We start from the raw sequence: 12,528 nt of genomic DNA on the forward strand, positions 1-12,528 counted from the left end.
GTGACCGTCTCGAACCCGGACCGAACGTGCAGCGTCGGCCGTGGCTGGAGACGTAATGAAGCTCTTGGTGGACAGGTTGTCCACCAAGAGCAACGCCGCTCTACCCGCGTGCCATCGACGTGTCCCTCTGTGGCCCATGGCTGCACTCAAGGGAGTTGACCTCCCGTCGATGACAAATACGCACCCGCCGGGGCAAGCTGCCCGCCGGACGTCGGGCTCTCCTGGCGCCGGCGCATCTGCGGTGTGGTGACACATACGCCCAGCTCGCAGTCGGCTTCTGCAACCCGGTGATACGGAGCCGTACGCATTAGTGTTACCGCGCGAGCTCCACAGCAACAGATAGGGAGAGCATCGCCGATGCGGGCCACGAGGAAGCAGACGATGGTGTGGTGTCGTCTCATGGCGGTGTCGGCCGCGCTGGTGGTGACCACCGGATGCACCGCCGAAGCGTCCTCCCCGGGAGAGGCGATGTCGCCCAAGGCCCGGAAGTATCTCACCAAGGCGTTGGACATCATGGAGAGGAACTCTCTGCTGTCAGCGGAGGTGGACTGGGCCGCAGTACGGCGGGGGGCGTTCGACCAGGCCGGGACGGCGCAGACACCGGCGGAAACGTACGGGGCGGTCAGGCAGGCGTTGCGCGACTTGGAGGATCAGCACAGCCAGTTCATGGACCCGGACCAAACCAGAGAGACGTTGAGCGCGTCGGCGGAAGACGTCGTGCCTCCCGAAGGGAGGATGCTGACCGATGACGTCGGCTACCTTGCCCTTCCGCCGGTCCCGAACGACGAGGCCGCCGATAACTACGTCCGGCAGGCGCGCGCTGTTGTCAGCAAGAACGACGGGCAGGGCGCCTGCGGCTGGGTCATCGACCTGCGCAGCAACTGGGGCGGAACCATGTGGGGCCCGCTCGCCGCGGTGGGGCCCATCCTCGGAGACGGCAACACCGGCGCGTTCGTCGAAGCAGACGGAAAGAAGACCGTCTGGACGGTCAAGAACGGAACTCCACGCCAGTACCTGGACGACTGGGGCCCCGCACAGCCCCTGTCCCGCCCGATGCCGCCCGTTGCCGTACTGACCGGCCGCACAACCAGAAGCGCAGCCGAGGCCGTGACGATCGCATTCCGGGGACGCCCCGACACGCGCAGCTTCGGCGAACCCACCTCAGGCGCTCCCACCGCCAACGCGTATCACCGCCTCTCCGACGGCGCGGCGATCTTCCTGACCCAGGCCAGGGAAGCCGACCGCACCGGACGTGTCTACAACGGCCCCATAGCCCCCGACCGAGAAATCCACGACGACGCGCGAAACCTCTCCTCCCACGGCGACCAGGTCCTGATAGCTGCCACCCGATGGCTCAGCAGCCATCCGGACTGCCGTCAGTGAGCCCCTTCCAACATCGCTTCACACCGATGCGCTGACCGCACTGCTGGATCTCGGGAGAAGCAATGTGGACCTGGAACGCCGCCTACCCGGTGAGTGGGCTTGCGCCGCCTGGTCAGTAGTGGTGGGACGAAGCCCCGAACGAGCCCCGAGCCTTCTTGCGGCAGCGTGACGCCGAGTCGAGGAGTCCGAGATCAGCGTCGCACGCGACATGGCGGAGTTCTTCTCCAAGCGCGATCAGCGGCAGGGCGGCATGGAAAGCGGATCAGCATCTGTGCCTGATGTGCCACTTCGGCCCAGGACAGGTGCCAGAGGGCGACTTTGTGCTTGCGCCGACCGTCGACCTTGATGTCGACCAGCGGGCTACCCTCCAGAGCGACGTCGTTGGACAAGGTAATCACGGTCTCGTAGCCACGCCGGGCGGCGATATCCATGTATGCCTGTACCTGATCCGGCTTGAGCGAGTTGCCGTTCGTCTTCGTCTCGACCAGCGCAGTCCACAGCTTGCCGGCTCGCTCGACGCGGATAACACCGTCCGGGCGTCTGGGGGAGTCACCGTGCGGCAGTGAGACCTCCGTGAACGTCTCCATACGCCCGGTTGACGCTCCGAACGCGGCAGTGAGACGGCGGCCGAACTCCGGCACCTGAGCCATCACGGACAGCAGGACCGATGTGGCTCGCATTTCGCGTTCCCGATCGCTCTTGAACTGCCCGCACCCCCGCACCCCCGCAGCCGATTTGGGCGCCTCGCCGAAGAGCCGCCCGTCCTGTTCTCCGCTCGCGCACGGGGCCACGACCAGGCGGCCGGCCAGGGCGATGCGCTCGCACGCAGGGCGGCCGGCGGCGCGGCCAGGGCGCGTCATTGAAGGGTCGGCGGCTAGTCAGGTCGTGACGTGGTTGACCCAGGTGTGCAGGACCCGCAAGGTCGTGGTGCCGGATCGTCGGCGGCCGCGTCGATCGCGGCGCCCGTCCGTTGCTCCCGATCCTCGAGCAGAGCGAGTCCTGGTTGTCCTGACCAGGAGAGGTCCGGGCGGGCCCACCCCTCGGCGATCAGGTGGAGGTGGGCGAGCTCAGCCGCTACGTCCCACATCGCAGGCAGGATGAAGTACCGGGCCGACATGCCGGCCGGTCAGTCGGGCGGCCTGCACGGGCTTGGGTGGGCGGTCCGCGATCGCCATCCACAGCAGGTGGCCGTCGATCGGTCAGCTTCTACGGCGAAACGGCAGCATCTGCCCCACTCCCATGAGGATCAGTCCGCAGAGCGTCAGCGCGGTCGTGCTGAAGAAGCGGATCTCCCAGGGCGGGCTCGGTGCTATTCGGAAGTAGAACAGGCCCTGCACCACGCAGTTCGTGCCCACCAGCAGTGCCCCAAGTCCGTAGATCCGCGGTCGGGTGACGCGGCGGCGCGCCCACGGCAACGTCCACCCCGTGCGTATCGACGCAGTCCCCAGGGCGATCGCCAGAACGCCCAGGATCATCCCGGATCCAACGATCCATTCCATGGTGCCTCCTCCTGCTCACGAGTACGCGAACGGTGAACTGTGTCAGATCTGTGCGAGGCACCGCTGTCCCCGGCAGGCGCCGGTGCCCTTAGCGCTCGGCGGAAGTGTGATCACCTCCCGCCGTTCCTGAGGACTGACGTCTACCGGCGGCCGGAACTCCTCATGCTCGTCGTCCGCGGCCTCATCGATCAGCTCCGGCAGGTGCAGCCGCCCCGGGGCCGAGGTGCCTTGGCGTTCGGTACGGAAGCCGACGCGGGCCCGCGGGTGCGGCTTGGCTTGGTCGAAGCACGTGCAGTGGTCCCGGTAGGACTCGCGTCCCGCGGGAGCCGGGTCGACGTCTCGCCCCGGCGGTTCACAAAGAGTCTCGGCTCTTCCTCATCCGCCATGGCGCCAACATACGGATCCTCCGGTGTCCTGCCCAGTGATCGGAGGCCAGGTTGCGCAGCCGGCGTCCATGCGTTCGGGTCGAGGGCGCTGCGGACGGTCCGTCATGTCATCCCGTACGTGCGCTCCAGAGCGTGCAGGGACAGACCGGCACGGTGGTCACTGCGGATCGCCGCGTACAGGTTGACTTTCGACTTCAGTAGGCGCGTGGGTGCCCCAGTCGGAGAAACGCAGCCATCATCCCACCAGGAGACCCCACCTGCTTTTGAAATGTGGCGATATCAGCGATTTTGGATCGAAGTGCGGTCGCCCCACACCACGCCCTGCAACCTCCCGGACGCATCGCGTTCTCGGAGCGTTCCGGCGATCGCTACCGGTGGTCACGACACTGACGGAGCGCGTGGACAAAAACCCCCTTCGTACACCACCAACTGCTGGGGGCGCAAAGAGGGGCTGCCGCCCGCCATTATGATCAGGGTGAAAGCGCTCGCTTCCCCGGTCCGGATGCGCGGAGCCTCCCCGCTTCCGGATGGGGACCGCGGACGGAGGCTGGGAACAGCAACGACCGCCCCGGTGCACCGCTGTGATGGAGGAGATTCGGATGCCCCGGACCGGCCCGGACAACCACGGGTCCGGCCTGACCGTGTCTTGGGCGGCAAAGGCTACAGCTCCCGGTCCATCCGGACCTGGCTCAGGCGGTGGGGCAGCGGCTGCGCCATCCCCGAACGGACCCACCAGGTCCGCAACCGATGGTTCCTGATCAATCCCGGCCGTGTGGGACACCCCGCGCGGCCGACAGAAAACACGAGGCAGTTCTGTGAACATACGCAAGCGGTGGACAAGCGCTCCCGTCGGGGCCGGTCTCGCGGCGGCCCTGCTGAGCAGCTGCAGCCTTCAGACCGAAGGAGGCGCAGCCGAGTCCGGCAAGTCGATCGTGGTGGGCATGTCGGACGACGTCCTGGCCGCGGATCCGGCCTCGGGCTACGACCCTGGGTCCTGGCTGCTGTTCAACAATGTCTTCCAGTCCCTGCTCAGCTTTCCCCGAGGGAGCTCGACCCCCCGGCCGGAAGCGGCGAAGTCCTGCTCGTTCGAGGACGGCAACAGGACCTACCGGTGTACGCTCCGTGGCGGTCTGACCTTCAGCAACGGCCACAGCCTCACCTCCGAGGACGTCAAGTACTCCTTCGAGCGGGCGATCAGGATCGACGACCCCGCCGGCCCCGCGCCGCTGCTCTCCACGATCGCGAAGATCACCACTCCGGACGCGCGAACGGTCGTCTTCCAGCTCAAGGTTCCTGACGCCACCTTCCCCAGCAAGATCGCCTCGGGCGCCGGCTCCATCGTGGACCACAGCGAGTACCCGGCGAACAGCCTGCGCAAGGACGGCAAGGCCGTCGGGTCGGGGCCCTACAAGCTGAAGTCCCTCGACAAGTCGAAGGCCGTCTTCACGGTGAACTCCGGCTACCAGGGCACCGCACGGGTGAAGAACTCGGGCGTCACCCTCGACTTCTTCCGGGGCGACCAGAAGAAGCTGGCGTCCGCGCTGGAGAAGGGGGACATCGATGTCGCCTACCGTGGTCTGACCGCGCGGGACATCTCCCGACTGGAGGAATCCGCCGCCGCGGCCGACAAGGGCATCGACGTCGTCGAAGGCACCAGCGCCGAGGTGCAGCACCTGGTCTTCAACATGAAGGATCCGGTGGTCGGACAGCTCCCCGTACGCAAGGCCATCGCGTACCTGGTGAATCGTGACGCTCTCGTCAGCGAGGTCTACCACTCCACGGCCACCCCGCTGTACTCGATCGTCCCCGCCGGCATCACGGCCCACAACACCGCGTACTTCGACATGTACGGCGGCAGCCCGCAGCCGGCCAAGGCCGAAGAGGCACTGCGTACCGCAGACATCACCGACAAGGTGAAGCTCACGCTGTGGTCCACACCGAGCCGCTACGGCCCCGCCACCGACGACGCGTTCCGGGCGATCGCCAAGCAGCTCAACGCGAGCGGACTGTTCGACGCGGAGGTCAAGTCCCTGCCCTTCGACCAGTACGAGAAGCGGATCGCGGCCGGCGAGCTCGGCGTCTACGTGAAGGGCTGGGTCCCGGACTACCCCGACCCGGACAACTTCACCCAGCCGTTCTTCGGCAAGGACAACGTCCTGCAGAACAGCTACGTGAACGACGACATCACTCGCCGGATCATCCCCGACACCGCCGCCCAGGCCGAACGGGGCTCCACCGAGAAGGACTTCGGCGAGCTCCAGGACGACGTGGCGCAGGACCTGCCGATCCTGCCGCTGTGGCAGGGCAAGCAGTACGCGGTGGCGCACGACAACATCTCCGGCCTCGAGTGGACCCTGGACGCCTCGACCGTCTTCCGGTTCTGGGAGATCAGCAAGTACTAGGGTCTGCCCGGGCAATCGCCGGGCACACTGGCCGACATGCCTGTCTCGCTGCATCACATCGTCATCGACGCCCACGACCTGCCCGCTCTGGCCCGGTTCTGGGCTGAGGTGCTGGGTTGGCGGATCCTGTCCGAGCGGGAGCGGGAGGTCGTGATCGGGCCGGACGAGACCGCACCGGTGGGCATCTGCTTCATGCCCGTGACGGACCGTAAGGTCGTCAAGAACCGTCTGCATCTCGATCTGACGTCCGCCGCGGAGGACCGGGAGGCCGAGATCGAGCGCATCCTCGCACTCGGCGCCCGCAGGGCGGACGTCGGGCAGAGCGGCAGCGAGTCGTGGACCGTGCTGGCCGATCCGGAGGGGAACGAGTTCTGCGTAGTCCGCCCGAAGGAGACCCTCATCGGCTAGGACGTAACGATCGTCATCGAAGCCGGGTGACCGTCCGCCGCGTGAGCCATTGCGCAGGCGGGCGGCCCGGCTGTGTCGGTGTTCTCCGGGATCGTGTGCCGGATGCCCCGACGCCGCAAATACCGGCGGCTCGGAGCTCGTTGCCTTCTCGGCGCGCCCGTGCCGGGCGCAACTCGGATGCGATGCCGCTGAACTACTGGGATGCCGGGCCGTAATGCACGGTGACCCGGTCGAACCCCAGCGAGCCGAGCAGGCCCTTGAGCATGTTCGTGGTGTTCTTCTCGGCGCGGCCGGTCAGGCCGCTGTCCTTGGCAGCCTCGCCGATGTGCCGGGCGGCGAGTTTGTTGACCGCCTGCTCACTGCCGGGGTTGTCCGAGAAGAAGTCGCCGATTCGATCGAGGAACCCGCGTTGCTTGGAGACGGCGTAGGAGCGGTCCGGGTCGAGTGCCGGTTTGCCCAGTACGGCATGCGGAAGCCGGATTTCGGCGGTGGTGCGCTCCTTGTTGATCACCACACCGTCACTCGCCACCTTCCCGAGGTCGACGGACGCACCGACGGTGCCGGCACCGACATACAGGGTGCGGGTGCCGCGGATGGCATCCGGCAGGAACTTCGCATCCTTCTCCAGATCCACGACGACCTGGAAGTTGCCGGAGGCCGCCTCGTACGAGCTCATGTCCTGAATCGACTTCAGCACTGCTGGTCCCGAGCGGTCCTGTGTCTTTTCGCCGAAGAGGTCGCCGATGCCGGGAAGCACGCTGAGGCGGGTGCCCACGAGCAGCAGAGCGAGTGCGGCCGCGCCGAGCACGACCGCTTTCACCCACCACCGGGGGCGGCCGGGGCGGGGTTCACTCTCTCCCGACTTCCCGGGCGATTCAAGGCGTTCGGAACTCCCGAGTTGCTTGCCGGCCTTTCTTGCGTCAGTGGACGTCATGGCATCCGTGTGACCCGATCGCCACCTTCCAATCAGGTTGACCGGTCACAATCAGTCAGATCCGGTATCCCGAAGCAGACGCCGGTGCCGACGGCTCAACTGTCCCGGCTCGGGCCGCTGATCATTCGGGAAGTGCCCACACCTGATTGCTGGTTCGGGCGGGAGTTGGCGCAGCCCGACCGGCCCGGACGCTCTGCTGCGGGCCGCCTCGGCATGCCTGATAGCCGCCACCCCGGCGGGTCCGGCGGCCGCGACGGTCCCACAGACCCCGTCGACGGGGTCTGTGGGACGCCGTCCTTCTCAGCAGTGCGGTGATGAGTGTCGTGCTCGTCCGCTGCGGGTTGTTCTCCTGCTGCCCACCGCTCCGGCCGTCACCGCCTGTACCTTCCAAAGCGCCGGTGCCCGCGCCACTCGCACATTGCCGTCACCACCATCACAGTCAAGCCTTGAAGGAGAGACAGCATGAGTACGACCAGCCCACAGAGAAGAGCCGCCATGTTCGTCGGACCCGACGAAGACCCCCGGCTCGGTGCTCCTTCGACCGGCGAAGAACGCGGCATGCTCCTCGGATTCCTCATGGCTCAGCGCGCGACGCTGCTACTGAAGTGCGCTGGTCTGGACGCGGAGCTGTCCCGGCGCTCCGTCGAGCCCTCCACTCTCTCGCTGCTCGGCCTCGTCCGCCATCTGGCCGACGTGGAACGTCGATGGTTCCGTCAGGTCCTCGCCGGCCAGGACGCACCACCGCGCTTCTCCTCGTCGGCCGAGCCCGACGGCGACTTCGACGGCGCGGTGTCCGATCCCGCCATTGTGGCCAAGGCCTGGGAGGCATGGCGCGCCGAGGTGGCGTTCGCGGACGCCTTCGTGACCGACGCGCCCCACCTGGACATTGTGGGCGAGGACGAGTGGCGCGGGATGGTGTCGCTGCGCTGGGTGCTCATCCATATGGTCGAGGAATACGCCCGGCACAACGGACACGCCGATCTGCTCCGTGAGCGCATCGATGGCGCGATGGGCGTGTGAGGGCGGGGCATCTCCGTCGACCGCCTGGAGTCCGTCGATACCCAGGATTCATGCGTCGGGGCCGGGAAAGTCTCTTCATCGTCCATCAAGCCGACCGCCGAGCCTGCCAGTTGACCGGCTCGGTCGCCGATGTTGTGGCACGGCGTGCCCGAGTGTACGCGCCTCGCTACGCACACGGGGTGCGAGTGATCTGGCGCATCAGCAGCGGTGGCCGGGCCAATGCGGGTCCTCCCAGCGATCAAGACCGGTGACCCCCAGCAACCGCACCCGGTGCAGCAGTTCCTCGGATACGCCCGGGCCACGGAGCCGGGCTGGTGCATGGTGGACAAGCCAGAGAGTCAGTTCGACGCGCATCTCTTCCTCGTCCTCCCAAGCGTGCCAGGGAAGTCGGTCACCGAGCAGGTCGTCCCCCCAATGTCCCACCGCTTCGGCCAGGTGCTGGTCGGCCACGGGGCCAGTCAGCACTTCCCAGGTACGGAGCCACGGGCTCAGGGTGCCCGATGCCTCAGCACACAGTACGAGGACCTCGTACGCGGGTACGCCGGGATCCGGATCGGTGAGGGTGTCCACCCACCATGCCTGCAGGAATTCATTGACTGCCGCAGCCTGCTCCGGTGGCCACTGCTGCCAGTGGCCGCGAGCGAAAGATCGCCCGACCTCCTCCATGCGGAAGTGGGACTCGATGAGACCGGTGACGAGGGCCGTGGCGAACTGGGGCAGGATCCGGCGCAGTACGGATGCGTGATCGCTCCAGTCGACGGCCTGCCATGTGCGCTGCAGGAGGTCGGGATCCAGCTCCGTGTCCGCCACCTTGAGCTGCGCGAGATCTTCAGCGCTGCCCCAGTGGCACTCACAGTTGTGCTCGTCGGGCCGGGCGATCATGCCGCGGAAGGTGGAGGCCAGGCCGGACAGCGCTGTGTCGAGACGAAGTCGTGCGCGGGGCCGGTCGAGGTTCATCATGGCGTTCGCCTTCGAGGACTCCGGGAGATTGTGCTGCCCGAAGATTCCTAACCTACCGGGGTGGCCCCCGTGACAGCATCCCCATTACTGGCCGAGCAGGGGCCGTCTGCCGTGCGCTGTCGGTCAGCCGGCCTGGTATACGTGTGCGCGGGCGCCCTGCCACTCGATCACGCTGGGATCGTCGAGAACCCGCTCCGGGTCAGCCAGTCCGGCGGCGGACAGAAGCACGACAAGGTCGTGATCGCTGTGAGCGGTCCCCAGCTGCCGTTCGCAGCCGTTGACGTGCATCGTCACAAGTCTGCCTCCGGAAGGGGTGGGGGCCTGAATGGTCCAGTGGGGTGTCACCATGGCTTCAGGGTGTCTCCAAATGCCCGTTGTTGCACCGCACTTACGGGCCGTACACCCGTCTGGCCGATCGGTGTTTTGTTCGGAACCGGGTGGTCTGGTTAGCTGCTTCTGCCGCCCGGTCTGAGCAACTGTCAGTGACTGACCGCGACCGGGCGCAATTCCGCCCCCTTTCCGGGGAAGGGGGGCGGAATTGAGCGTCCGGGCTCAGGTCTTCGTCTCCCTGCCGCTCATCGGGGCGGTCACGGTGAGCCGGGCGCCACGGGTCCGGTCCGAGGACGGGCCCGTCTCGATCGCGAACTCTCCCGGCTCCACCGCGCGCTCCCACGCGCGGGTGACCGATGCCAGGGTCCGCGCCCCCACCGGGAAGGAGACCTCGGCCCGCTCGCCGGGCACCAGCTCGATCCGGGCGAAGCCGTGCAGTTCCCGCACACGCGGCAACGACTGCACTGTCTCGCGCACGGACCGGTCGCCTGTGTTGTGCACCTCTACCGTGCACAGGAGCGGGTCCGCGGCTCCGCGCGGCGCGTCCGCATCGAACTCCGCCACCGCGACGCAGCGGCAGCGTCGGTAGACCGACCATCCACTTCGCCGCGGTAGGCAAGGGCCGCGACGACGCGTGGGTTGGCGCTGTCGACGGTCTTCGGATCAATCAGAACATCTATGACTTCGAGGCCGACGGCGTCGGAGCGCGTCGCGTCAACTGATGCGGCTGTCCAGGCCCTGCACGGGCCAACAGCCGGTCCAGAGCCCGGACATGAAGTCGCGGATGCGCGGCCGTTCTGCCCCTCGCACGTTGACGCCGCTGTTCGTCCGGTGCCGCTGCAGCCTGCGTCCGGATCGTCGCAGACATGCACAACCTCGCCCTGGGCGCCTGATCAGAACACTCGAAGCCGAGCCCGGCCTGCAACATCACAGCCTTCTGCAACACGCATGGGGCCTTCTCCGGGCAGCTCCAGGGAAACGGTGTCAGACGGATCGATTTTCCGCGCTGACCATCCAGGCATGCTTTTCCAGCGAGTCGATGATCGCGTGCAGTAGGTCGGCGGTGGAGGGATCTTCGCTGTCGACCTGGTCGTGAAGGGTGCGCAGCGTATCGACGGTGGCGCGCAGGCGTGCAGTGACGAGGTCGACGACGGTGCTCACATTCTGCTCGCCCTCCGGGAACGCGGGAAGGGTGGTGGTCGCTGCCACGCTGTCGGAGCGGCCGTCCGGGAAGGTCGCGAGCGCCCGCATGCGTTCGGCGATGGTGTCGGCGGCCTCCCGCGAGTCGTCGACGATCTCATCCAGTTGCAGGTGGAGGTCCCGGAAGTTGTGGCCGACCACGTTCCAGTGGGCCTGCTTCCCCTGGAGTTGCAGTTCCACCAGGGTTCCGGGCCAGCCGTCCGTCCCAAGCCGAAGGCGACGAAGAAACCGCGGCCGACTGCGTCCTCCGCGGCTCCCGGCCACCCGGCGGGTGCGTCCGCAGCGCACCACTGTCGTCGCTTCCGTAGCGGAGGACAAGGTTCAAGGACAGATTGTCTTCCAAGCCGTAAGGCTCGGCCTCTCTCGGGGTGAGGTCAGGGTCTGGCGTCTGCACCCGAGGACGTGGATCGCCTCCGCCCGAGGCTGTCGCCCGTCCGCGGCGACAACTCCCCGGCTTGTCGGCTGTCGGCCTAGCTCACCGGGATCCAGTGGATCACGGACGGCTTTGTTGTTCGGCGTTCACGGGCAAGCTACAGGTCGCTCCGGCTTTCGCGGATTCCCGGAGCGTCGGCGACGGGTTGGCAGGTCTTCAGCCGGCGACGTGGCGGGGTGCCTTCTGTGGGATGCAGAAGAGCGCGAGGGCGGCGGCCGCCAGGTACGCGGCCGCGCCGATGGCCATGCTGGTCCGCAGCCCGGTGGTGAAGTCGGCTGCGCCGGCCAGTAGCGAGCCTCCCAGCGCGACGCCTGCTGCGCTGCCGACCTGGCGGGTGGTGTTGAACAAGGCGGAGGCGGTGCCGGAGTACTTGTCGGGGGCGGCTGACATCGCGGTGGCGGTTGATCCGGTGAGGGCGAAGGACGTGCCGAAGCCCGCCGCCATCATCGGCGCCACGAGCAGTAGGTAGTCCGGGTTCGGTCCGGCGGCGGCCCAGCCGGCCAGGCCCGCCGCTCCCAGGAGCATGCCCGTGACCACAAGCGGGCGGTGTCCGGTGGTGCCTGCCAGTCGCCCGGACAGGACCGAGGCAAACATGGTCATGGCCACCGCCGGGAAGAGGGCGATCCCGGTGCGCAGCGCGGTCAGGCCGCGCTGGTGCTGGAAGTACAGACTGGCGGTGAAGATCATGCTGTAGAAGGCGAAGTTGAACAGCAGACCGATGGCCGCACCCCCGCTCATCGCGCGGGAGCGCAGCAACCACAGGGGCACCACGGGTGTGCGGGCCAGACGCTCGCGCAGGACGAACGCGGCGGCTGCCAGCAGGCACAGGCCGGCCCCGGTGAGGATCAGCGGGTCTGCCCAGCCACGTCGTCCGGCCTCGTTCAGGACGGCGGTGAGCAGGGCCACCGTCGCGATGATCGTGCACTGGGCCGGCCAGTCCACGGGGCGGTCCGGGCGCCGGGCCGAAGCGGGCACGCGGCGCAGCGTCAGCAACAGGCAGGCGCATCCGACCGGCAGGTTGATGAAGAACACCCAGCGCCAGCCCAAGGTGGTGACCAGAAGGCCGCCCAGGAGGGGGCCTGCGCAGGCGGCGATGCCCGCCACGGAACCCCAAATACCGAAGGCCCGGGAGCGCTCGGCGGGTGAGGGGTACGCCTCTTGGAGAAGGGCGAGGGAGCCGGGCACGATCAGTGCCGCGCCGAGTCCTTCCAACAGTCGGGCGGCGACCAGGGTCCCGGCACTCTGGGCCAGCCCGCAGCCGGCCGAGGCGGCGGTGAACACCACCACCCCGGTACAGAAGATCCGGCGGTTTCCGAGTCGGTCGCCCAGCGCGCCGCCGGTGAGCAACAGGCCGGCGAAGACCAAGGTGTAGCCGTCCGTGATCCACTGGATCCCGGTGAGCGAGGCCGACAGTTCCCGTCCCACCACCGGAACGGCGACGTTGATGACCGTCACGTCCAGGATGACCATGAAGTAGCCCGCACAGACTGCGAGAAGCGGGGCCAGGGACCGGCCCGAAGCCGCAGGGCCATCCGGTCCATCGGCTTCCGGACTGCGGGCGTGCACCATGGCG

General features: G+C 67.7%; 10 protein-coding genes and 2 pseudogenes. 4 read left to right on the plus strand and 8 right to left on the minus strand.

Annotated elements, in window-relative coordinates; translation table 11 throughout:
• Window positions 1-399 precede the first annotated feature (399 nt).
• A complete protein-coding gene (locus ACWCP8_RS06420; RefSeq protein ID WP_451114526.1) occupies window positions 400-1,383 on the plus strand; it encodes a S41 family peptidase in 984 nt (327 codons plus the stop codon).
• 224 nt (window positions 1,384-1,607) lie between these two features.
• On the opposite strand, the pseudogene ACWCP8_RS06425 reads toward ACWCP8_RS06420, so the two are convergent.
• Together ACWCP8_RS06425 and ACWCP8_RS06430 are read right to left on the minus strand one after the other, a co-directional pair.
• Window positions 1,608-2,087, minus strand: a pseudogene (locus ACWCP8_RS06425) (TerD family protein); the annotation flags it as partial.
• Between the two features lie 495 nt (window positions 2,088-2,582).
• Window positions 2,583-2,882, minus strand: a complete 300-nt coding sequence (locus ACWCP8_RS06430; protein WP_451114528.1) for a hypothetical protein — start codon at window positions 2,880-2,882, stop codon at window positions 2,583-2,585.
• A gap of 1,201 nt (window positions 2,883-4,083) precedes the next feature.
• On the opposite strand from ACWCP8_RS06430, the gene ACWCP8_RS06435 reads away from it, so the two are divergent.
• Together ACWCP8_RS06435 and ACWCP8_RS06440 are read left to right on the plus strand one after the other, a co-directional pair.
• Window positions 4,084-5,670 (plus strand): ABC transporter substrate-binding protein, encoded by a 1,587-nt coding sequence (locus ACWCP8_RS06435; protein WP_352268580.1) that lies wholly within the window; start codon window positions 4,084-4,086, stop codon window positions 5,668-5,670.
• Between the two features lie 36 nt (window positions 5,671-5,706).
• Window positions 5,707-6,078, plus strand: a complete 372-nt coding sequence (locus ACWCP8_RS06440; protein ID WP_352268581.1) for a VOC family protein — start codon at window positions 5,707-5,709, stop codon at window positions 6,076-6,078.
• Between the two features lie 193 nt (window positions 6,079-6,271).
• Here the strand turns inward: ACWCP8_RS06440 and ACWCP8_RS06445 are convergent, their stop codons facing one another.
• Window positions 6,272-7,012 carry a DUF4230 domain-containing protein gene (locus ACWCP8_RS06445; RefSeq protein ID WP_451114531.1) on the minus strand — a complete coding sequence of 247 codons (741 nt, stop codon included), beginning with the start codon at window positions 7,010-7,012 and terminating at the stop codon, window positions 6,272-6,274.
• Between the two features lie 462 nt (window positions 7,013-7,474).
• Between ACWCP8_RS06445 and ACWCP8_RS06450 the strand changes: the two genes are divergently transcribed.
• Window positions 7,475-8,032 (plus strand): DinB family protein, encoded by a 558-nt coding sequence (locus ACWCP8_RS06450; RefSeq protein WP_451114533.1) that lies wholly within the window; start codon window positions 7,475-7,477, stop codon window positions 8,030-8,032.
• Between the two features lie 198 nt (window positions 8,033-8,230).
• Here the strand turns inward: ACWCP8_RS06450 and ACWCP8_RS06455 are convergent, their stop codons facing one another.
• The 5 genes and pseudogenes from ACWCP8_RS06455 to ACWCP8_RS06475 form a co-directional block, all read right to left on the minus strand.
• Complete coding sequence (locus ACWCP8_RS06455) at window positions 8,231-8,992, minus strand: hypothetical protein (protein ID WP_451114535.1); 762 nt, start codon at window positions 8,990-8,992, stop codon at window positions 8,231-8,233.
• A gap of 123 nt (window positions 8,993-9,115) precedes the next feature.
• Window positions 9,116-9,340 (minus strand): hypothetical protein, encoded by a 225-nt coding sequence (locus tag ACWCP8_RS06460; protein WP_352268585.1) that lies wholly within the window; start codon window positions 9,338-9,340, stop codon window positions 9,116-9,118.
• A 204-nt stretch (window positions 9,341-9,544) separates the two neighbouring features.
• Window positions 9,545-9,892: pseudogene (locus ACWCP8_RS06465) on the minus strand (fibronectin type III-like domain-contianing protein); the annotation flags it as partial.
• A gap of 414 nt (window positions 9,893-10,306) precedes the next feature.
• Window positions 10,307-10,813: a Dps family protein gene (locus ACWCP8_RS06470; protein WP_451114899.1), complete on the minus strand. Its 507-nt coding sequence runs from the start codon at window positions 10,811-10,813 to the stop codon at window positions 10,307-10,309.
• Window positions 10,814-11,111: 298 nt separating this feature from the next.
• Window positions 11,112-12,524: an MFS transporter gene (locus ACWCP8_RS06475; protein ID WP_451114537.1), complete on the minus strand. Its 1,413-nt coding sequence runs from the start codon at window positions 12,522-12,524 to the stop codon at window positions 11,112-11,114.
• Between the last annotated feature and the right edge of the window lie 4 nt (window positions 12,525-12,528).

The sequence above is a fragment of the Streptomyces sp. NPDC002206 genome (assembly GCF_053593595.1).